This window comes from Amycolatopsis granulosa, from assembly GCF_011758745.1.
Taxonomy (GTDB): Bacteria; Actinomycetota; Actinomycetes; order Mycobacteriales; family Pseudonocardiaceae; genus Amycolatopsis_E; species Amycolatopsis_E granulosa.
The window spans coordinates 3516798-3537413 of record NZ_JAANOV010000001.1 but is presented as its reverse complement, the minus strand read 5'-3'; the positions used below and the strand labels follow the sequence as shown (position 1 = coordinate 3537413).

Sequence of the window (20616 nt, the reverse complement as noted above, 5' to 3'; positions counted from 1 at the left end):
CCGGCCCGCGACGCCACCGCGCGGCGCGTCAGCCCTTGTTCTCGTACACCGGGGTGATCGTCGCCCGGCCGACGGTCGTGCCGAACATGTTGAAGCCGAGGAAGGCCGGCGTCGCACCGTCGGGCAGGTCCAGCGACTCGACGTTCAGGGCGTGCACGACGAAGAAGTACCGGTGCGGCCCGTGCCCGGGCGGCGGCGCGGCGCCCAGGAACTGCCGCACCCCACCGTCGTTGGTCAGCGTCACGGCCCCCGGCGGCAGACCGGAGCCGTCACCGGCGCCGGAGGGCAGCTCGGTCACCGAGGCGGGGATGTTGTACACGGCCCAGTGCCAGAAGCCGCTGGCCGTCGGGGCGTCCGGGTCGTAGCAGGTCACGGCGAAGCTCTTCGTCTCGGCGGGGAAGCCCTCCCACGCCAGGTGCGGTGACCGGTCGGCGCCACCCGGGACGCCGAAGATGCCGCTCAACTGCGGAGCGGCGAGCGTCTCCCCGTCGGCGATGTCGTCGCTGCGCACGGTGAAGGACGGCACCGACGGCAGGAATTCGTAGGGGTTCGGCGGTTGTGGCATCGATTCCTCCTCGTCACAGTGTGGCCGCAGGGGCCGCTGATCACCCTAGTGCGATTCCGGGTGACCCCCGGGTGGAACCGGGGGCTTCCCCGATACCGGTGGCCCACCGCGTGCCATAGCGTGATCCACAACGAAAACGTGATCCGGGAGGACGCAATGGGCAAGCCTGCACTCGCGATCGGCGGGGTCGCCTTGATCGTCGTCGGGGCCGGGATCGCGCTGGGGTGGAACTGGTGGCCGAACTCGGCCCGTGCGGAAGCCAGCGCCGACGTCACCCAGCCGGTCTCGGTGGTCCAGATCGACAACGACTCGGGAGACGTGCGCGTCCGCATCGAGGACACGGCCACCACCTCGGTGCACCAGACGTACCACTACCGGGGTGACCGGCCCGGCGACGCCTTCACCGTCGACGGCGGGCGGCTCCGGCTCGACGGATGCGGCCGCGACTGCACGGTCGACTACGACATCGTCGCGCCCCGGGGGACGACCGTGAACGGCGAGGTCCGCTCCGGCGACCTGACCGTCTACGGCGCCGCCTCGGCCGACCTGCGCACCAGCTCCGGTGACATCGAGGTTCGCGATGTCACTGGCCCGGTCACCACCAACGCCAAATCCGGCGACATCGAGGTGCGGTTGAGCGTCCCGCAGGACGTGCGGGCCGAAACCGCCAGCGGCGACGTCCGCGTCGTCGTTCCCCGGGACCGCTACCGCGTCTCCGGGAACACCATGAGCGGCGACCGGCACATCGACGTGGCGCAGGACCCGGCCGCCCAGCACGTCCTCGAGGTCAGCAGCACCAGCGGCGATGTGTCGGTGGCGCAGGCTTGATCCCCCGGGAAGTTCCGGGACGCCGGGAACAACGGCGCGAACCCGCTCGTTACCCTGTCAGAAAGGTTGAGCGAGTAGCACTCAAGTCTGGTTGACGCCCATCGCGCGCCCGAGATAGAACTTGAGTGGGAAGCGCTCAACGCGGGCGCGAAACCGCAGCTCAAGAGCTGCGCACAAGGCACACCAGGAGGGAACACACCATGGCGCGAGCGGTCGGCATCGACCTCGGCACGACCAACTCGGTCGTCGCTGTCCTGGAGGGCGGCGAGCCGACGGTCATCGCCAACTCCGAAGGCTCCCGGACCACCCCGTCCATCGTCGCATTCGCCAAGAACGGCGAGGTGCTGGTCGGCCAGCCGGCGAAGAACCAGGCCGTCACCAACGTCGACCGGACGATCCGGTCCGTGAAGCGGCACATCGGCACCGACTGGAAGACCGAGATCGACGGCAAGGCCTACACGGCGCAGGAGATCAGCGCCCGCGTGCTGATGAAGCTCAAGCGCGACGCCGAGGCCTACCTCGGTGAGGAGATCACCGACGCGGTCATCACCGTCCCCGCCTACTTCGAGGACGCGCAGCGGCAGGCCACCAAGGAGGCCGGTCAGATCGCCGGCCTGAACGTGCTCCGCATCGTCAACGAGCCCACCGCGGCCGCCCTGGCCTACGGCCTGGACAAGGGCGAGAAGGAGCAGACCATCCTGGTCTTCGACCTCGGTGGCGGCACCTTCGACGTGTCGCTGCTGGAGATCGGCGAGGGCGTCGTCGAGGTTCGTGCCACCAGCGGTGACAACCACCTCGGTGGTGACGACTGGGACCAGCGGATCGTCGACTGGCTGGTGGACAAGTTCAAGGCCAGCCACGGCATCGACCTGACCAAGGACCGGATGGCGCTCCAGCGCATCCGCGAGGCGGCGGAGAAGGCGAAGATCGAGCTGTCCAGCTCGAGCAGCGCCAACATCAACCTGCCCTACATCACGGTCGACGCGGACAAGAACCCGCTGTTCCTGGACGAGAACCTGTCCCGGGCGGAGTTCCAGCGGATCACCTCCGACCTGCTGGACCGCACCAAGGCACCGTTCAACAACGTCATCCGCGACGCGGGCATCTCGGTCGGCCAGATCGACCACGTGGTGCTCGTCGGCGGTTCCACCCGCATGCCGGCGGTGTCCGACCTGGTCAAGGAGCTGACCGGCGGCAAGGAGCCGAACAAGGGCGTGAACCCGGACGAGGTCGTCGCGGTCGGCGCGGCGCTGCAGGCCGGTGTGCTCAAGGGTGAGGTCAAGGACGTCCTGCTGCTCGACGTGACCCCGCTGTCGCTGGGCATCGAGACCAAGGGCGGCGTGTTCACCAAGCTCATCGAGCGCAACACGACCATCCCGACCAAGCGGTCGGAGATCTTCTCCACGGCGGACGACAACCAGCCGTCGGTGCAGATCCAGGTGTTCCAGGGCGAGCGCGAGATCGCCGCGCACAACAAGAAGCTCGGGATGTTCGAGTTGACCGGCATCCCGCCGGCCCCGCGCGGCGTCCCGCAGATCGAGGTCACCTTCGACATCGACGCGAACGGCATCGTGCACGTCACCGCGAAGGACCTGGGCACCAACAAGGAACAGTCGATGACCATCACCGGTGGCTCCGCGCTGCCGAAGGAGGACATCGACCGGATGGTCAAGGACGCCGAGGCGCACGCGGAGGAGGACCGCAAGCGCCGCGAGGAGGCCGAGACCCGCAACCAGGCCGAGACGCTGGTCTACCAGACCGAGAAGTTCGTCAAGGACAACGACGACAAGCTGCCCGAGGACCTCAAGGGCAAGGTCAAGACCGCGATCGACGAGGCCAACGAGGCGCTCAAGGGCACCGACACGGCCAAGATCAAGGAAGCCATCGAGAAGCTGAACACCGCGTCGCAGGAGCTGGGCACCGCCCTGTACGCGAACGCGCAGCAGTCCGGCGGCGCCACTCCGGGCGCCGACTCGGGCGCGTCGGGCGCGTCGGGCTCGTCTGAGGGCAAGGGCGGCGACGACGTGGTGGACGCCGAGATCGTGGACGAGGACGAGAAGAAGTGACGGGACGCCACTCGAACGAGATCGACGAGCAGGAGCCGGTCACCGAGCCCCTGGTCGTCCGGGACCGGCGCAAGATCGACCCGGAGACCGGTCAGGTGCGGACCCAGCCGGAGGCTGCCGAAGCGTCCACCCAGGACGCCCCGGCGGCCTCCGCCGGGCCATCGCTCGGCGAGTCCATCGTGGACGACGCGGTGGCCGCGCCGTCCGAGGTCGAGAAGGAGCTCGCGGAGCGCACCGCCGACCTGCAGCGCCTGCAGGCGGAGTTCGCGAACTACCGCAAGCGGGTGGACCGCGACCGGGAGGCCGTGGTCTCCGCGGCGAAGGCCACCGTGGTGGGCGAGCTGCTCCCGCTGCTCGACGACTTCGAACGGGCCGAGCAGCACGGTGATCTCACCGGCGCGTTCAAGGCGGTCGCGGACAAGCTGGTCGCGAGCCTGCAGCGGATCGGGCTCGAGCCGTTCGGCGCGGAGGGCGACCCCTTCGACCCGAGCGTCCACGAGGCCGTGCAGCACAGCACCTCGCCGGACGTGTCCGGGCCGACGGTGACGACCGTGCTGCGCCGCGGCTACCGCTTCGGCGACCGCACGCTGCGGGCCGCGCTGGTGGGCGTCACCGATCACGAGCCGGGCGACGGCCCGGTCGAGGGTGAGCTACCGGTCGAGCAGTTGCCGGATGAGAACACACAGCAGTAACCCTGTTCCGACAGCGAGAGGAGGAGACGTCCGGTGAGTGCGCGGGAGTGGATCGGTAAGGACTTCTACCGTGAGCTGGGCGTCTCCTCCGACGCTTCACAGGACGAGATCAAGAAGGCCTACCGCAAGCTGGCCAGGGCGAACCACCCGGACGCCAATCCGGGCAACACGGAGGCCGAGCAGAAGTTCAAGGCCGTCTCGGAGGCGTACGGCGTCCTGTCGGATCCGGCCAAGCGCAAGGAGTACGACGAGGCGCGGCAGTTGTTCGGGTCGGGCGGCGGTCCCGGTGGCTTCGGCTTCCCCGGTGCCGGCGGCGGCGCGGGCGGCTTCGACCTCGGCGACATCTTCGGCCAGACCGCTGGCGCGCAGGGCGGTTTCGGCGGGCTCGGCGACATCCTCGGCGGCCTGTTCGGCCGGCGCGGCCAGCAGGGCACGACGGCACGGGGCCAGCGCGGCGCCGACGTCGAGACGGACGTGCGGATCGACTTCGCCGAGGCGGTGCGGGGCGCGACCCTGCCGCTGCGGCTGTCCAGTCCGGCGACCTGCTCGACCTGCCACGGCAACGGTGCCCGCCCGGGCACCTCGCCGCGCACCTGCCCCACCTGCCAGGGATCCGGGCTGGTGAGCCGCAGCCAGGGGGCGTTCGCGTTCTCCGAGCCGTGCCGCGACTGCCGCGGCCGCGGCCGGATCATCGACGACCCGTGCCCGGAGTGCGGCGGCGAGGGTGTGAGCATCCAGACGCGCACGCTGACGGTGCGGGTGCCAGCCGGGGTGGACGACAACCAGCGCATCCGGCTGGCCGGCCAGGGTGAACCGGGCCGGGGCGGCGCCGCGGCCGGTGACCTCTACGTCCGGGTGCACGTGAACCCGGACCCCGTGTTCGGCCGTTCGGGCAACGACCTGACGATCACGGTTCCGGTGGCCTACCACGAGCTGGCGCTCGGCACGACGATCACGGTGCCGACGCTGGACGGGAAGGTTTCGGTGAAGGTGCCCGCGGGCACCGGCAGCGGCCGGGTCCTGCGGGTGCGCGGCAAGGGCATCCGCAAGCGGGACGGTGCGCAGGGCGACCTGCTCGTCACGCTGCAGGTGGCCGTGCCGTCCCGGCTGGAGTCCGCGGAGCGGGAGTCGCTCGAGGCGTACGCGCAGATCGCCGAGAAGCACGATCCGCGCCCGGAGATCACGAAACTGCTCCGCGAGAGGAGTTGATCGAGGTGTTCGGCGGATTGCCGCAGGGGGCGGACGAGGAGACCCCGGTCTTCGTGATCTCGGTGGCCGCGCAGCTGTCCGGCCTGCACGCGCAGACGCTGCGGTCCTACGACCGGCTGGGCCTGGTGTCGCCGGGGCGCACCGCGGGCGGCGGGCGGCGCTACTCCATGCGGGACATCGCGCTGCTGCGTGAGGTGCAGCGGTTGTCCCAGGAGGAGGGCGTGAACCTCGCGGGCATCAAACGGATCATCGAGCTGGAGAACCAGGTCGAGGCGCTACGGTCCCGGATCGCCGAACTGACCGAGGAGATCGCCACCGCGTACGCGGCGGCCGAGCAGGCCGCGGCGGCGGTGCACCGGTCCTACCGCAAGGATCTGGTGCCGATGAGGCAGGAAACGGCGCTGGTGGTCTGGAAGCCACGCCGGCGGCGATGACCGGTTCGCCGAGGGGCGATCCCCCCTGGCCGGGGCGATCCACTCCGGGACGTCCACTGTGGACCATCCAGCGCCGGCCCCGGCGGCTGCTGTCGTCCTGGGTGTCAGCGGAGGTGCTCGGCGAAGAAGGCGAGCACCCGGCGCCAGGCGTCCTCGCTCGCGTCGCGGTCGTAGCTCATCCCGGCGATCTTGAGCAGCACGTCGACCGGGCCGGGGAACTGGTTCGCGAAGCTGTGCCCGGCCGTCGGGTACTCCACCACGTCGTGCGGGACGCCACGCGCCGACAGCGCCGCGTCCAGCTTCGCCGCGGCACCCTTGAGCCACCGGTCCTTCCCGCCGTAGGAAGCCACGACCGGGCAAGCTCCGTCCAAAGCGGACAGGTCAGCGGGCAGCGGCCCGTAGTACGGCGCGGACGCGGCGAACCCGCGGGAGGCGGCCACCAGCGCGAACCCGCCGCCCATGCAGAACCCCGCCACGCCGACGCGTCCCGTGCAGTCCGGCCGGGCGGCCAGCACGGACCGGGCGGCACCGAGGTCGTCGAACGCCCGCCCGCGGCCGGCGGTCAGCTCCCGGAACACCGACCGCACGCACCGGACGAACCCGCCGCGCGAGTACAGGTCGGGGGCCAGCGCCAGGAACCCCGCGGCGGCAAAGCGGTCGGTGATGTTGCGCGCGTCCCGCGACAGGCCCACCACGTCGTGCACCACCACGACTCCGGGCCACGGCGGCTCGCCGGCGACCTCCCGCCGCGGCGTGGCCAGGTGCCCGCGGATGGTGCCGTCCGAGACCGGGATCTCCATGCGCGGACTAGTCGATGGTGAACGGGTCGTACCGGATCTGGTCGAGCGCGGTGCCGGCCACCAGCATGCGCGACACGGTCGCCCGGATCATCGCCGGCGAGCCCGCGACCAGCACGTCCCGCCCTGGCCAGGCGCCGTACCGGGTCACCGCGTCGGCCAGGGTGCCCTCCTCGCCGCCGACCGGCCGCGGCCCGGACTCGACCACCGGCGTCACGGTCAGCCACGGGTTGCAGGAGGCGATCATCCGCAACATCTCCAGCGCGTACAGGTCCTCCCACGTGCGGCCGCCGTAGAACAGGTGCACCTTCGGGTTCTCGCCCCATTGGGACAGGTCGTCGAGCATGGACTGCATCGGCGCGACCCCGGTGCCGCCGGCGACCATCAGCACGTCCCGGCCGCTGTCCCGGTCCACGCCGAGCGTGCCCACCGGTGGCCCGAACCGCCACACGTCCCCCGGCTGGGTGTGGCTCACGATGGCCCGCGACACCCAGCCGCCCTCGACGGCGCGGATGTGGAACTCCACGGAGCCGTCCGGGCGGGGTGCGTTCGCCGGGGACAGGTACCGCCACAGCCGCGGCCGTTGCGGCACCTCGACGCTCAGGTACTGCCCGGGGCGGAACGGGATGTGCTGGTCCGGCTCCAGCCGCACCATCGCCAGGTCCCAGGTCAGCCGCCGGTGCTCGGCCACCCGCGCGGACCAGTTCGGCGGGTTGGTGTCGGTGGCGGCCGCTGCCTGCATCTGACGGGCGATGATCGTGAACGCCTCCGCCCACGCGCGTTCGACCTCGTCGGTCCAGTCCGGTCCGAGCTGGGTCTTCATCGCCGCGAGCAGCGCGGTGCCGACCGCCTCGTAGTGGCTCGGCACGACCCCGAACTTGCGGTGGTCGCGGCCGAGCTGCCGCAGGAACGGCACCAGGTCGTCGGGCTGGTCGACCATTTGCACGACGTGGACCAGCGCACGCACCATGCGGTTGCGCTGCACCTCCATGTTGATCGGGAAGAAGTCCCGCGTCGCCGGGGCGAGGGTGAACAGCATCCCGTAGAAGAACTGGGTCACCTCGGGCAGGTACGGCTCGGCCTTCGCCCAGGAGTCCCGGATCAGGCGCACCATCGCCGTGACGGCAGGCGGCGCCTGCCGGTGCACGGACCGGGGTACGGGACTGACGGGGTCGGCGGTCATGGGTGCGGGGCTGCTCCGGGGTGCGCCGGGGTGCTCGGTCATGCTCGCGATCGATTATTCATGAACGCGCAACCGCGGCCGCGCGCCATGCAGCAGCAGGCCAGAGCACCCGTTCGCCGTGAAAACGATCATGAATAATCCACCCCGCTCAGTCAGTCGCCGGCTCGCGAACGAGTTACCGGCCGGTCGCAGAGTATCCGGCCCGGATGCGGATCCACGCGAAGTTGCTCCTTCCGGGTGGTTCGGGAGAACCCGTGGGACACATCACCTACTTAGATAGTTGTGGCATACAACTACCCACTCTATAGTTGTATATGACAACCAACCTGGAGGTGGGTCGATGGGGGACCGCGAAGAGAGGGCCGTCCAGCTGATGCGTGCGCTGCGCGCGGCCGGACAGCTCCAGCACGCCTGGATCACGCAGTCCTGGCAGCGCGAGCACGACGGCCTGCACCCCGCGGCCGCCATGCTGCTGTCCGAACTCCACGTGCACGGCGAAAGCCGCCCATCGGAACTGGCGAAACGCAAGATGGTCGACATCTCGGTGGTCAGCAGGCAGATCGCCCAGCTCGCCGCCGCCGGCCTCATCGTGCGCAGGCCCGCGCCCGAGGACGGCCGGGCCAGCCTGATCAGCCTGTCCGAGACGGGCCTCGCCGAACTGGAGCGCTGGCGCGCACTGCACGTCGACTTCATCCAGCGCGCGCTCGCGGACTGGACCGACGACGAGGTCGAAGGACTCACCGACCGGTTGACCTTGATGAACCAAGGACTGCGCGAGGCCCTCGGCCACGCGCCGGTCCCCTGCGCGTCCGCCCCGGCGGAGAAGAGGAAGTGATCGCAGAAGTGAGCACGACAGCGAACCAGGAGGCGATGACACCGCGCCAGGTCAGGCGCGCGTTCGCCGGCCTGCTACTGGCGCTGCTGGTCGCCGTGCTGTCCTCCACGATCGTCTCGAACGCACTCCCGACGATCCTGGCCGACCTCGACGGCTCGCAGAGCCAGTACACCTGGGTGGTCACGGCCACCCTGCTGGCCTCGACGGCGAGCACCCCGATCTGGGGCAAGCTGTCGGACCTGTTCAGCAAGAAGATGCTGTACCAGCTGTCGATCGTGGTCTTCACGACCGGTTCGGTGCTCGGCGGCATTTCCCAGTCCATGCCCGAGCTGATCGCGTTCCGCGCGGTCCAGGGCCTTGGCCTCGGCGGCATGCAGGCGCTGGTCCAGGTCGTGATCGCGGCGATGATCTCCCCGCGCGACCGCGGCCGCTACAGCGGCTACATCGGCGCGGTGTTCGCGCTGGCGACGGTCGCCGGACCGCTGCTGGGCGGTGTGATCGTGGACTCGCCGCTGGGCTGGCGCTGGAACTTCTGGATCACCGTCCCGGTCGCGGTGGCGGCGTTCATCGTCCTGGGCAAGACCCTGCACCTGCCGGTGCTCAAGCGGCAGGTGAAGATCGACTGGCTGGGCGCGACCCTGCTCGTCGGCGGCGTCTCGCTGCTGCTGATCTGGGTGTCCCTGGCCGGCGGCAGCTTCGCCTGGTGGTCCTGGTCGACGCTGTGCTACCTGGCGGGCGCGGTCGTGGCGCTGGCGCTGGCGGTGCTCGTCGAATCGAGGGTCGCTGACCCGGTGATCCCGCTGCGGCTGTTCCGCAATCGCACCTTCACCCTCGCGGTGATCGGCAGCCTGTCGGTCGGCACGGCGATGTTCGGCGGTGCGGTGTTCCTCGGGCAGTACTACCAGCTCTCCCGCGGCTACTCGCCCACGCACGCCGGTCTGATGACCATCCCGATGATGCTGGGACTGTTCCTGTCCTCGACGGTCGCCGGCCAGGTCATCTCGCGCACCGGCAAGACCAAGGGGTGGATGCTCGGCGGCGCGGTGCTGCTGGTCGCGAGCCTGTTCCTGCTCAGCACCATCGATCACCGGACCAACCTGGTGCTGATGGGCGCCTACCTGGCGCTGCTCGGCCTCGGCGTCGGCGCGCTGATGCAGAACCTGGTGCTGGTCGTGCAGAACACGGTGGCGATGAAGGACATGGGTTCCTCGTCGTCGGTGGTCACCTTCTTCCGCACACTGGGTGGTTCGGCCGGGGTGTCGGCCCTGGGCGCCCTGCTCGGCGTGCAGGTCAGCGATCACGTGTCCCGTGCGCTCGCGGCGATGGGCATCCAGGCCGGGGCGGGCCGCGCCGGCAGCAGCCTGAACCTCGCGGCGCTGCCGGAGCCGTTCCAGTCGATCGTGCGGGCCGCCTACGGCGACAGCATCGGCTCGATCTTCTTCGCCGGCGGGATCATCGCCGTGGTCACGCTGATCGCGGTGGTGTTCATGAAGGAGGTGCCGCTGCGCCGCAGCCTGGACCTCAGCGACAACGCCGGTGGCACGGGGACGGCCACGCCGGCGGACACCGGCTCGTCGGTGCACGGGGTGGTGACTGGCCCGTCCGGCCGTCCGCTGGCCGGTGCCGCGCTGACGCTGACCGACGCGTCGGGGCAGCAGGTGGCACGCACGCTGACCGCGGCGGACGGCAGCTACCGGCTCACCGCCGCGCCGGACGCCACCTACCTGCTGATCGCGGCGGCCGCCCGGTTCCAGCCCAGCGCCGCGATGGTCACCGTCGACGGGCAGCCGGTGCGGCGGGACCTCGAGATGGCGAGCGCCGGTGGCCTGAGCGGCGCGGTTCGCACGCCGGACGGCCGGCCGGTCGGCGGCGCGACGCTCGTGCTGACCGACGACCAGGGCGAGGTCGTCTCGTCGCTGGTCACCGGCGGGGACGGGTGGTACCGCTTCGACGACGTGCCCGGCGGCGTGCACACCTTGACCGTCACGGCGCCGGGCCACCAGCCGGCCGCCGTGCCGCTGGTGACCATCGAGGGTGCCCAGTCCACGCACGACGTCGAGCTGGTGCCGACCGCGCGGCTCGGCGGTGTCGTCCGGGCCGGGCGCGACGACCGGCCGATCGCCGAGGCCCAGGTGACGCTGCTCGACGCGGCCGGTGAGGTGGTCGCGATGACCCTGTCCGACGAGGCCGGCCGGTACTCCTTCACCGACCTCCCCGCCGGCGACTACACGATCGTGACCAGCGGGTACGCGCCGGTAGCCGCACGACTCGAGGTCATCGCGGGCACCCCGCTGTCCCGGGATGTGGAGCTGACGCACCCGCGCTGACCGCCCGCGCCGGAAGGCCGTCCCCGTCCGCCGGGGGCGGCCTTCCCGCATCTTCGTGGAAAAAGTCAGGGTTGAGCGGAACACACTCAACTTTGTTGCCGTTGTACTTGTCGAGGGACCTGGAGGAGGGTCTCCGGCAGGCATTTCGCGACATGGAGTGTGGGATGGACGCTTTCAACCCGACGACGAAGACCCAGCAGGCGATTTCGTCGGCGGCGCAGGCGGCGACCGTGGCGGGCAACCCCAGCGTCACCGCCGCACACCTGCTCGGCGCGTTGCTCGCGCAGGGCGACGGGCTGGCCGGCCCGCTGCTGACGGCGGTGGGCGCCGACCCGCGTCAGGTGCACAAGGAGCTGGAGCCGATCACGCAGGCACTGCCCTCGGCGACCGGCGCGACCGTGTCCACCCCGCAGTTCGACCCGCCCGCGGTGAAGTCGCTGACGCACGCGCAGAAGCTCGCCACCGAGCTGGGTGACGAGTACGTGTCCACGGAACACCTGATGGTGGGTCTCGCGGCCGAGGGCGGTCAGGTGGCCGACCTGCTCAAGCGCCACGGCGCCACGCCGGACGCGCTGCGCGAGGCGTTCACCAAGGTGCGTGGTTCGGCCCGCATCACCAGCCCCGACCCGGAGGGCACGTTCCAGGCGCTGGAGAAGTACGGCGTCGACCTGACCGACCGCGCCCGCAAGGGCGAGCTGGACCCGGTGATCGGCCGGGACGCCGAGATCCGCCGCGTCGTCCAGGTGCTCTCGCGGCGGACGAAGAACAACCCCGTGCTGATCGGTGAGCCGGGCGTCGGCAAGACCGCGATCGTCGAGGGGCTGGCCCAGCGGATCGTGGCCGGTGACGTGCCGGAGTCGTTGCGCGGCAAGCGGGTCGTGGCACTCGACCTGGGTTCGATGGTCGCCGGCGCGAAATACCGCGGCGAGTTCGAGGAGCGGCTCAAGGCCGTCCTCAAGGAGATCACCGAGTCGGCCGGTCAGGTCATCACGTTCATCGACGAGCTGCACACCATCGTCGGCGCCGGCGCGACCGGTGAAGGCGCGATGGACGCCGGCAACATGATCAAGCCGATGCTGGCCCGCGGCGAGCTGCGCATGGTCGGCGCGACCACCCTGGACGAGTACCGCCAGCACATCGAGAAGGACGCCGCCCTGGAGCGGCGCTTCCAGCAGGTGCTGGTCGGCGAGCCGTCGGTGGAGGACACCATCGGCATCCTGCGTGGCCTCAAGGAGCGCTACGAGGTGCACCACGGTGTCCGCATCACCGACGCCGCGCTGGTGTCGGCCGCGACGCTGTCCGACCGCTACATCACCGCGCGGTTCCTCCCCGACAAGGCGATCGACCTGGTCGACGAGGCCGCGTCCCGGCTGCGCATGGAGATCGACTCCCGGCCCGTCGAGATCGACGAGGTGGAGCGCGCCGTGCGGCGCCTGGAGATCGAGGAGATGGCCCTGGCCAAGGAGGAGGACCCGGCCTCGATCGAGCGGCTGGCCGCGCTGCGCGCCGAGCTGGCCGAGAAGCGCGAGGAGCTGTCCACCCTCACCGCCCGCTGGCAGAACGAGAAGGGCTCGATCGAGAAGGTCCGCGAGCTCAAGGAACAGCTGGAGCAGCTGCGCGGCGAGGCCGACCGGGCCGAGCGGGACGCCGACCTGGGCCGGGCGGCCGAGCTGCGGTACGGCAGGATCCCGGCGCTGGAGAAGGAGCTGGAGGAGGCGCAGCGCGACTCCGCGAACAGCTCGTCCGGGGCCGACGTGATGCTCAAGGAAGAGGTCGGCGCGGACGACGTGGCCGACGTGGTGAGCGCGTGGACCGGCATCCCGGCCGGCCGCCTGCTCGAGGGCGAGACCGGCAAGCTGCTCCGGATGGAGGAGGAGCTCGGCAGGCGGGTCGTCGGCCAGCAGGAGGCCGTGCAGGCGGTGTCGGACGCGGTGCGGCGCACGCGTGCCGGTGTGGCCGACCCGGACCGGCCGACCGGCTCGTTCCTGTTCCTCGGCCCGACCGGCGTCGGCAAGACCGAGCTGGCCAAGGCGCTGGCGGAGTTCCTGTTCGACGACGAGCGCGCGATGACCCGCATCGACATGAGCGAGTACAGCGAGAAGCACAGCGTCGCGCGGCTGGTCGGCGCGCCCCCGGGGTACGTCGGCTACGACCAGGGCGGCCAGCTGACCGAGGCCGTCCGGCGCCGGCCCTACTCGGTGGTGCTGCTGGACGAGGTGGAGAAGGCGCACCCGGACGTGTTCGACGTGCTGCTGCAGGTGCTCGACGACGGCCGGCTGACCGACGGACAGGGCCGCACGGTCGACTTCCGCAACACGATCCTGATCCTGACCTCGAACCTCGGTTCGCAGGCGATCGCGGACGCCTCGCTGGACGAGCGGCAGCGGCGGGACGCGGTGCTGTCCACCGTGCAGCGGCACTTCAAGCCGGAGTTCCTGAACCGGCTGGACGACATCGTCGTGTTCCACTCGCTGGACACCGAGCAGCTGACGTCCATTGTGGACATCCAGGTGGCGAAGCTGGCCCAGCGGCTGGCGCAGCGCCGGCTCAGCCTCGACGTCACCCCGGCCGCACGCGACTGGCTCGCGCTGAACGGGTTCGACCCGATCTACGGTGCCCGCCCGCTGCGCCGGCTGGTGCAGTCGGCCATCGGCGACCAGCTGGCGAAGAAGCTGCTGGCCGGCGAGGTCCGGGACGGCGACACGGTCCGCGTGGACGTGCCCGACCTGGACTCGGGCGACACCCTCGTGGTCACCCGGGCGGACTAACGGGTTGCGACACGGGCCGTTGACCTTGGTTCAGCGGCCCGGCGCGCTACCCTCACCCCCGTGGGTATTCCGGCGTGGGTCTGGTTCGTCATCGCCGCCGTCGCACTGGTGGCGGGTCTGCTGCTGCTCGCCGTGGACCGGACCAGGGAGGGCTCCCGCAACCGGGAGCGGATGCGCTGGTCCGACCTGCGCGGATGGCAGTTCGCCGAGGAGGACGAGCGGCTCGTCCGGCAGTGGTCCGGCGGCGCGCTCGGCTACTTCCGGGCCGAGACGGCGGTCAACGTCGTCGTCGGGTCCACCTTCACCGCCGACGGCCGCCGCCCGGTGTTCGTGTTCGACATCGAGGCCGACGGGCAGATCCCGGCGGTCGTGGTCGCCGTGCGGTGCAACCGGGCGCACCCGGTGCTCGTCGAGCTGTGGCTGGCGAGCGTGCCGTTCCAGCGGTCGGACATGCCGGAGCTGCTCGGCCCGGTCGGTCAGCGCTACGCGTTCGCCGACGACCCGGAGGGCGCCCGCGCGGTCATCACCCAGGAGCTCGTGGACGCGGCCGACGCGCTCGGCGGAGACGTCGGCGTGGCCTGGCTGGAGAACGAGTGGGTGCTCGCCAGCGTCGCGCCGCAGGCCGGGCCGTCCCGGCTGGAGCGCCTGCTCCGTGACCTCGGCGAGATCGCCGACATCGTCGACCCGTTCGACGACGAGTACGCCGCCGGTGGACGAGGCTGGCAGCCCGGCGATTCCGAGCAGCCCGGCCTGAGCGCCCCACCGCCCGCCGGGCCCGTGCAGTGAGCACGGCGCTGGTCACCGGCGCCACCGCGGGCATCGGCGCCGCCTTCGCCCGCCGCCTCGCCGAGGAGGGCTACGACCTGATCCTGGTCGCGCGGAACGCGGAACGGCTGGAAGCGCTTGCCGATGAGCTCGCGCAACGGCACCGGATCACGGCCGCCACGCTGCCCGCGGACCTCGCCACCGCGGACGGCCGGGCCGCGGTCGAGGCGCGGCTGGCCGCCGGACCGGTCGACCTGCTGGTCAACAACGCCGGTTTCGGCCTGGCGGGCGAGTTCTGGACCGCGCCGGTCGACGAGTTGCAGGCGCAGCTGGACGTGAACGTGACCGCGGTGCTGCGGCTGACGCGCGCGGCCCTGCCCGGCATGATCGAGCGGGGCCGCGGCGAGATCGTCAACGTCTCCAGTGTGGCCGGGTTCTTCTCCGGCCGCGGTTCCACGTACACGGCGAGCAAGAACTGGGTCACGTCGTTCACCGAGGGCATCGCCGCGGCACTGCCGGCCGGCATCCGGATGACGGCGCTGTGCCCCGGCTTCACCGAGACGGAGTTCCACGCACGCGCCGGGCTGGCCAAGCCGGGCCCGAAGGCGTTCTGGCTCTCCCCCGACCGGGTGGTCGCCGAGGGCCTTGCGGACCTGCGGCGCGGCAAGGTCATCTCCGTTCCGTCGCCGCAGTACAAGGCGATCGTGGCGATCGGCGGCCTGCTGCCGCGGGGACTGCTGCGGCGCATCTCCAGCCTCGTCGCCGGCCGCGACCGCACCTAGCCCATCGTCTTCTGGCCGTCCAGGGACTCGCGGATGATGTCCGCGTGTCCGGCGTGCTGGGCGGTCTCGGAGATGATGTGCAGCAGCACCCGGCGCACGGACCACGCCTGCTCGGTGTTCCACGGCGCCTTCGGCAGCTCCAGCACGGCGTCCAGGTCCACGGTGGCGACCAGCTCGTCGGTGCGGCGCGCGGCCTCTTCGTAGGCGGCGAGCACCTCCGCCAGCGTCTCGCCGGGCAGCAGCTTGAAGTCGTTCTCCCGCTGCCGGTAATCCTCGTCGGTCATCTCCGCGAAGTTCGGCATCGCGGAGGCACCCTCGACGATGAAGGCCGCCCAGCCCCGCTCGGCCGACGTGACGTGCTTGATCAGCCCGCCCAGGCACAGCTCGCTCGCGGTGGTCCGCAGGCGGGCCTGCTCGTCGGTCAGGCCGCGGGTGGTGAAAGTCAGGAAGAAGCGGTGCTTGGCGAGCGTGGCCAGCAGGTCGGCGCGCTCACCGGTGACGGTCTGGGCGGTGGTCATCTCGGTTTCCCTTCCTCGTTTTCCCTGGTAAGACCACGATAAGGGGCATACCGGCCAGTTTCTGGCCTGAATTGGGCGAGAATCGGAACCATGGCGAACACGAGCTCCCGGACGCTGCGGTTGCTGTCCCTGCTGCAGACCCACCGGTACTGGCCGGGCAGCGAGCTGGCGGACCGGCTGGGCGTCTCGCCGCGGACGCTGCGCCGCGACATCGACCGCCTGCGCGAGCTGGGGTATCCGGTGGAGGCGCAGCGCGGCGTCGACGGCGGCTACCAGCTCGCCGCGGGCGCCTCGCTGCCGCCGCTCGTCGTGGACGACGACGAGGCGGTCGCGTTGACGGTCGGGCTCCAGACTGCCGCGCAGAACTCGGTCGACGGCCTCGCGGAGTCCTCGGTCCGGGTGCTCGCGAAGGTGACGCAGGTGATGCCCGCCCGGCTGCGCCGCCGGGTCGACGCGCTGCGGGAGATGACCGTGCCGGCCGTGTGGCCCGGCACCTCCGCACCCCGCATCGACCCGGGCGTGCTCACCACGATCGCGCTCGCCTGCCGGGACGGCGAGCGCATCCGGTTCGCCTACACCGATGCCGGCGGCCGCGAGTCGGCGCGCGAGGTCGAACCGCTGCGGCTGGTCCCGCTGGGCCGCCAGTGGTACCTGGTCGCCTACGACCTGACCCGGCACGACTGGCGCAACTTCCGCGTGGACCGGCTGAGCGCACCGCGCGGCACGGGTGCGCGGTTCCGGCCGCGGGAACTGCCCGCCGCCGACGCGGCCGAGTTCGTCCGCAACGCGCTCGGTTCGTTGCCGCGGCCGTACGAGGTGGAGGTCGTCGCCGAGCTGCCCGCCGCCGTGGTGCGGGACCGGATCGGCCGGTGGGCGACGGTCGAGGAGGCCGGCGCGGAGCACTGCCGGATCCGCATGACGGCCGCCTCCCTGGACTGGCCCGCGCTGGCGCTGGGCGCGCTCGGCGCGGAGTTCCGGGTCGTCGGGCCGCCCGAGCTGCGGGACCAGCTGCGCGAATGGGCCGCGCGGTTCGGCCGGGCGTGCGCACGCGCGGGAATGTCGTAGCCGTGTGTAAGACTTCCGGACGTGGCTAACCCGGCGTTGGATCGAACCGCGAAGTTGGAACTGGCACGTCTCGTCACCGAGCTGTCGGTGGTGCACGGCAAGGTGATGCTGGCCTCCGGCAAGGAGGCCGACTACTACATCGACCTGCGGCGGGCCACGCTGCACCACGCGGCGGCCCCGCTCATCGGCCGGCTCATGCGCCAGCTGACGGCCGACTGGGACTACGTGGCGGTGGGCGGGCTCACACTGGGCGCGGATCCGGTGGCGACCGCGATGCTGCACTCCGCCGCGGCCGACGGGAAGGTGCTCGACGCGTTCGTGGTGCGCAAGGCCACCAAGTCGCACGGCATGCAGCGCCGCATCGAGGGCATCGAGGTCGCCGGGCAGCGCGTGCTGGCGGTGGAGGACACCTCGACCACCGGCGGCAGCGTGCTGACCGCCGTCGAGGCGCTCACCGAGGCCGGGGCGACGGTGGTCGGCGTGGCGACGGTGGTCGACCGCGACACCGGTGCGCGTGAGGCCATCGAAAAAGAAGGACTCACCTATCGCTACCTGCTGAACCTGGACGACCTCGGACTGTGATTACCGCCGCCCCCTAGGGGGAAACCCCGAAGTGATCTCCGGAATTCGAGTCGACATTCCTGCCTTGATCGGGAGTAATGTCGGGACCAGGGGATTCGCGGGAAGGGGGCGGCGTGACGACCGCTGGGGTGCTGGCCGACATCACGGTCGGGGTGCACATTCTGGCTCTGCTCTACATCGGTCTCGGCGGGTTTCTCGCCTGGCGGTGGCCGCGCAGCCTTCTTGTGCATGTGTTCTTCGCCATGTGGGGCGTGGCCGTGAACGTGTTCCCGATTCCCTGCCCGCTCACCGCGCTCGAGGACTATTTCCGCGAGTTGCAGGGGCTCGGTCCGCTGCCGGGCGGGTTCAACGCCTACTACATCTACGGCACGGTGTTCCCGCGGTCGATGCTGCCGGTGGTGGCCGCGGTGGCGCTGGCGCTGGTGGTCTTCTCCTACGCGGGCGCGTACCTGCGCTGGAAGCACCGGGAACACCCGTCGGCGCACGCGATGCGGCAGGCCTAGGACACCACACCGAGGTTTCCGCCCGGCACCCGGCGCACCGTTTCCTGCCCAGGACGTCCTTTCTGCGGGCGCCGCAGGCTTGTGGCCGCGCTCGCGGTGCACGGTCCCGCCTCCGCACCGCACCGATGCTGTCCTCCGGGCGCTACCCGAAAGCGCCCGCGGGCGGCTCAGTGGTCGTTGGTGAAGGACTGCCTCGTGTCCGGGCCCCCTGCCGTGCCGTGGAACCGCAGCTCGATCCGCGCTCCTTCCGGGAGGTCGTACGGCTTGCCCTCCGACGCCTGGTGCGTCTTGCAGCCCCCATCGCCGGCTGTCCAGTTGGTGATGATTGAGCCGTTCTTCCACACCGCTAGAAACGCACCGAACGAGTTCCTCTTCGTGTCGCACAGTTTGATCACGTCGCCGTGCTCCTCGACGTACACCACCGCGGCGCCATCAGCGGACGGCCAGATGTGGTCCCAGCCCCCGGGCGGGGAATAGGCGGCGGCCGCGGCGGTGCTGGTGCCCGCCAGTACCGCCGTGGCGGTCGCGGCGACGGCGCCTGCGGCGAGCAAAGTCCTGCGGAGTTCCATCGTGCTGCCTTTCCGGTCGGGAGCGGAGCGCGGAAACTATCAGTTTGATCACTTCTCCCACAAGAGGATTGCTCAACAGTCTCTTCGACTGCCGTGTTCCAGCGCGACCGGTAGCGACCACCACTATGCCCGGTAAGGGGTTTCTCGCGCGGTTCCGCGCGCACGGTACAGGTCGCGAACCGCGGCGATGCGACCGCGGATCGCCGCGCGGATCGGCCGCGGCGCATGATCGTGGCATGAACGAAGAGGCCGGCCCGACCGAATGGATCGCCCGGGAGCCCGTGGGCGTCGGCCCCTGGGCGGGCGAGTGGCCCGCCGATGACCGCTACGACCCGGAGCTGCTCGCCGACGGCGACCGGCGCAACGTCGTGGACGCCTACCGGTACTGGCGGCGGGAGGCGATCGTCGCGGACATCGACCGCAGGCGGCACCCGTTCCACGTCGCGATCGAGAACTTCCAGCACGACCACAACATCGGCACGGTGGTGCGCACCGCGAACGCGTTCGCCGCGGCCGCGGTGCACATCGTGGGACGGCGCCGCTGGAACCGGCGGGGCGCGATGGTCACCGATCGCTACCAGCACCTCGAACACCACGCGGACGTCCCCTCGCTCGCCGCGTACGCGCACGACCGCGCGCTGACGATCGTGGCGGTCGACAACACCCCGGGTGCGCGGCGCGTCGAGACCGCCGACCTCCCGCGGGCGTGCGTGCTGCTGTTCGGGCAGGAAGGACCCGGCCTGTCGGCCGAAGCCCACGACGCGGCCGAGATCGTCGTGTCGATCGCGCAGTTCGGCTCCACGCGGTCGATCAACGCCGGGGTCGCCGCCGGCATCGTCATGCACGCCTGGATCCGGCAGCACGCGGACCTGGCCACCGCCTGGTAGCCGGCTGGGGAGTCACCGCGCCCAGCGCGATGGCCGGCGCCGAACCATGATGGGGGTCATGCACAGCGACTGGGCCGCCGCCGCGGAACGGGCGATCGTCACCCGGCACCTGCGCCGCCTCTGGGGCCTGCCGGGCACGCTGCTCGCGCGGAGCGACTGGCCGGCGACTCCCGGCCAGCGGGTGCACTGGCACTGGAACTACTGGTGGCAGGCGCATTTCCTGGACTGCCTCATCGACGCCCAGCTGCGCGACCCCACGCCCGCGCGGGCGGCGGCGATCGACCGGTTCGTGTCGTCGATGCGGCTGCGCAACTTCGGCAACTGGCGAAACGACTACTACGACGACCTGGCGTGGCTCGGGCTCGCACTCCAGCGCACCGGGCGGGACGTGGGCTTCTTCCTCGGCGAGCTGCGGTCGGGGTGGTCGCCGGAGGGCGGTGGCGGCATCTGGTGGCGGCGCGGGGACCGGTTCAAGAACGCGCCGTCGAACGGCCCGGCGGCGATCCTGTTCGCGCGGGCCGGGGACGTGGCCCGGGCGCGGGAACTGCTGGACTGGATGGAGAAAACACTCGTTGACCCGGACACCGGCCTGGTGTGGGACGGGTTGCGGGTGGACAGTCACGACCTGGTCCAGGAGATCTACACCTACTGCCAGGGGGTCTTCCTCGGCACCTGCCTGGAAATGTCCGAACTGGACAGAGCGGGCCGGACCGTGCGGGCGGTGGCGGCGCACTGCGCGCCGGGCGGGGTGCTGCGCGGCCAGGGCGGCGGGGACGGCGGCCTGTTCGCCGGGATCCTGGCGCGCTACCTGGCGCTGGCCGCGCACCGCCTGCCCGCCGGCCCGGAGGCCGACGCGGCGCGGTCATTGGTGCTCGCCTCGGCGGAGGCCGCCTGGACCGGTGCCGCCGACGCGGCCGGCGGCCCGCTGTTCGGCCCGGAGTGGAGCGAGCCCGCGCCACCGCCGCCACCCCGGGCCGGCGACCCGTCCCGGGACCTCTCGGTGCAACTGGGCGCCTGGATGCTCCTGGAAGCCGCGGCCACCCTGTGACACCCGCGCCGACGCCCGGCACGGGATCAGGTGCGGGCGGCGGGCGGCAGCGCGAACGCCGCGATGATGACGACGCGGACGTGGAAGCGGTCCGGCTGCGAGGGCTGACCGGCGTGCCCAGCGCGGTGCCGCAGCAACGCAGCTTCACCTGCCCGGACTGCCTGCGCACCAGCCACCACCCAGCTCGAGCTGT

20 protein-coding genes are annotated in these 20616 nt (G+C 71.3%); 15 read left to right on the top strand and 5 right to left on the bottom strand.

Annotation, left to right across the window (positions count from 1 at the left end; translation table 11 throughout):
* Positions 1-28: 28 nt before the first annotated feature.
* Positions 29-565: a YbhB/YbcL family Raf kinase inhibitor-like protein gene (locus FHX45_RS17265; protein WP_167102759.1), complete on the bottom strand. Its 537-nt coding sequence runs from the start codon at positions 563-565 to the stop codon at positions 29-31.
* 156 nt (positions 566-721) lie between these two features.
* Between FHX45_RS17265 and FHX45_RS17260 the strand changes: the two genes are divergently transcribed.
* The 5 genes from FHX45_RS17260 (at position 722) to FHX45_RS17240 (ending at position 5794) form a co-directional block, all read left to right on the top strand.
* On the top strand, positions 722-1393 hold the full coding sequence (locus tag FHX45_RS17260) for a DUF4097 family beta strand repeat-containing protein (RefSeq protein ID WP_167102756.1): 672 nt from the start codon (positions 722-724) through the stop codon (positions 1391-1393).
* Between the two features lie 200 nt (positions 1394-1593).
* Complete coding sequence (dnaK, locus tag FHX45_RS17255) at positions 1594-3459, top strand: molecular chaperone DnaK (RefSeq protein ID WP_167102753.1); 1866 nt, start codon at positions 1594-1596, stop codon at positions 3457-3459.
* Positions 3456-4151 carry a nucleotide exchange factor GrpE gene (gene grpE, locus FHX45_RS17250; protein WP_167102750.1) on the top strand — a complete coding sequence of 232 codons (696 nt, stop codon included), beginning with the start codon at positions 3456-3458 and terminating at the stop codon, positions 4149-4151. The genes dnaK and grpE overlap by 4 nt, the downstream gene beginning before the upstream one ends.
* A gap of 33 nt (positions 4152-4184) precedes the next feature.
* On the top strand, positions 4185-5360 hold the full coding sequence (gene dnaJ, locus FHX45_RS17245; protein ID WP_167102747.1) for a molecular chaperone DnaJ: 1176 nt from the start codon (positions 4185-4187) through the stop codon (positions 5358-5360).
* Positions 5357-5794: a heat shock protein transcriptional repressor HspR gene (locus FHX45_RS17240; protein ID WP_167102744.1), complete on the top strand. Its 438-nt coding sequence runs from the start codon at positions 5357-5359 to the stop codon at positions 5792-5794. The genes dnaJ and FHX45_RS17240 overlap by 4 nt, the downstream gene beginning before the upstream one ends.
* A 104-nt stretch (positions 5795-5898) precedes the next feature.
* Here FHX45_RS17240 and FHX45_RS17235 read toward each other — a convergent pair whose 3' ends face one another.
* Together FHX45_RS17235 and FHX45_RS17230 are read right to left on the bottom strand one after the other, a co-directional pair.
* Complete coding sequence (locus tag FHX45_RS17235) at positions 5899-6594, bottom strand: dienelactone hydrolase family protein (protein WP_167102740.1); 696 nt, start codon at positions 6592-6594, stop codon at positions 5899-5901.
* Between the two features lie 7 nt (positions 6595-6601).
* On the bottom strand, positions 6602-7774 hold the full coding sequence (locus tag FHX45_RS17230) for a globin domain-containing protein (protein WP_208405962.1): 1173 nt from the start codon (positions 7772-7774) through the stop codon (positions 6602-6604).
* Positions 7775-8114: 340 nt separating this feature from the next.
* Between FHX45_RS17230 and FHX45_RS17225 the strand changes: the two genes are divergently transcribed.
* The 5 genes from FHX45_RS17225 to FHX45_RS17205 all read left to right on the top strand — a co-directional run bounded on the left by FHX45_RS17225 (position 8115) and on the right by FHX45_RS17205 (position 15251).
* A complete protein-coding gene (locus tag FHX45_RS17225; RefSeq protein WP_167102734.1) occupies positions 8115-8609 on the top strand; it encodes a MarR family winged helix-turn-helix transcriptional regulator in 495 nt (164 codons plus the stop codon).
* Positions 8610-8644: 35 nt separating this feature from the next.
* A complete protein-coding gene (locus tag FHX45_RS17220; protein ID WP_208407201.1) occupies positions 8645-10936 on the top strand; it encodes an MFS transporter in 2292 nt (763 codons plus the stop codon).
* A gap of 164 nt (positions 10937-11100) precedes the next feature.
* Positions 11101-13704, top strand: coding sequence for an ATP-dependent chaperone ClpB (clpB, locus tag FHX45_RS17215; RefSeq protein ID WP_167102728.1), 2604 nt, complete (start codon positions 11101-11103; stop codon positions 13702-13704).
* A 60-nt stretch (positions 13705-13764) separates the two neighbouring features.
* On the top strand, positions 13765-14490 hold the full coding sequence (locus tag FHX45_RS17210) for a type III secretion system chaperone family protein (protein WP_167102725.1): 726 nt from the start codon (positions 13765-13767) through the stop codon (positions 14488-14490).
* Positions 14487-15251: an SDR family NAD(P)-dependent oxidoreductase gene (locus FHX45_RS17205; protein ID WP_167102722.1), complete on the top strand. Its 765-nt coding sequence runs from the start codon at positions 14487-14489 to the stop codon at positions 15249-15251. Before FHX45_RS17210 ends, FHX45_RS17205 begins: the two co-directional genes overlap by 4 nt.
* Here FHX45_RS17205 and FHX45_RS17200 read toward each other — a convergent pair.
* Positions 15248-15769, bottom strand: coding sequence for a DinB family protein (locus tag FHX45_RS17200; RefSeq protein ID WP_167102719.1), 522 nt, complete (start codon positions 15767-15769; stop codon positions 15248-15250). The genes FHX45_RS17205 and FHX45_RS17200 overlap by 4 nt on opposite strands.
* Before the next feature lie 90 nt (positions 15770-15859).
* Between FHX45_RS17200 and FHX45_RS17195 the strand changes: the two genes are divergently transcribed.
* The 3 genes from FHX45_RS17195 (at position 15860) to FHX45_RS17185 (ending at position 17919) form a co-directional block, all read left to right on the top strand.
* Positions 15860-16834 (top strand): helix-turn-helix transcriptional regulator, encoded by a 975-nt coding sequence (locus tag FHX45_RS17195; protein ID WP_167102716.1) that lies wholly within the window; start codon positions 15860-15862, stop codon positions 16832-16834.
* 21 nt (positions 16835-16855) lie between these two features.
* A complete protein-coding gene (gene pyrE, locus FHX45_RS17190; protein ID WP_167102713.1) occupies positions 16856-17416 on the top strand; it encodes an orotate phosphoribosyltransferase in 561 nt (186 codons plus the stop codon).
* 77 nt (positions 17417-17493) lie between these two features.
* Positions 17494-17919 carry a DUF2784 domain-containing protein gene (locus FHX45_RS17185; RefSeq protein ID WP_208405961.1) on the top strand — a complete coding sequence of 142 codons (426 nt, stop codon included), beginning with the start codon at positions 17494-17496 and terminating at the stop codon, positions 17917-17919.
* 167 nt (positions 17920-18086) lie between these two features.
* Here FHX45_RS17185 and FHX45_RS17180 read toward each other — a convergent pair whose 3' ends face one another.
* Positions 18087-18488 carry a hypothetical protein gene (locus FHX45_RS17180; RefSeq protein ID WP_167102710.1) on the bottom strand — a complete coding sequence of 134 codons (402 nt, stop codon included), beginning with the start codon at positions 18486-18488 and terminating at the stop codon, positions 18087-18089.
* 236 nt (positions 18489-18724) lie between these two features.
* Here FHX45_RS17180 and FHX45_RS17175 point away from each other — a divergent pair, with 236 nt between their 5' ends.
* Both FHX45_RS17175 and FHX45_RS17170 read left to right on the top strand, forming a co-directional pair.
* Positions 18725-19375 carry an RNA methyltransferase gene (locus FHX45_RS17175; RefSeq protein WP_167102707.1) on the top strand — a complete coding sequence of 217 codons (651 nt, stop codon included), beginning with the start codon at positions 18725-18727 and terminating at the stop codon, positions 19373-19375.
* A 58-nt stretch (positions 19376-19433) separates the two neighbouring features.
* Positions 19434-20423, top strand: coding sequence for a glycoside hydrolase family 76 protein (locus FHX45_RS17170; protein WP_167102704.1), 990 nt, complete (start codon positions 19434-19436; stop codon positions 20421-20423).
* Positions 20424-20616: the final 193 nt, after the last annotated feature.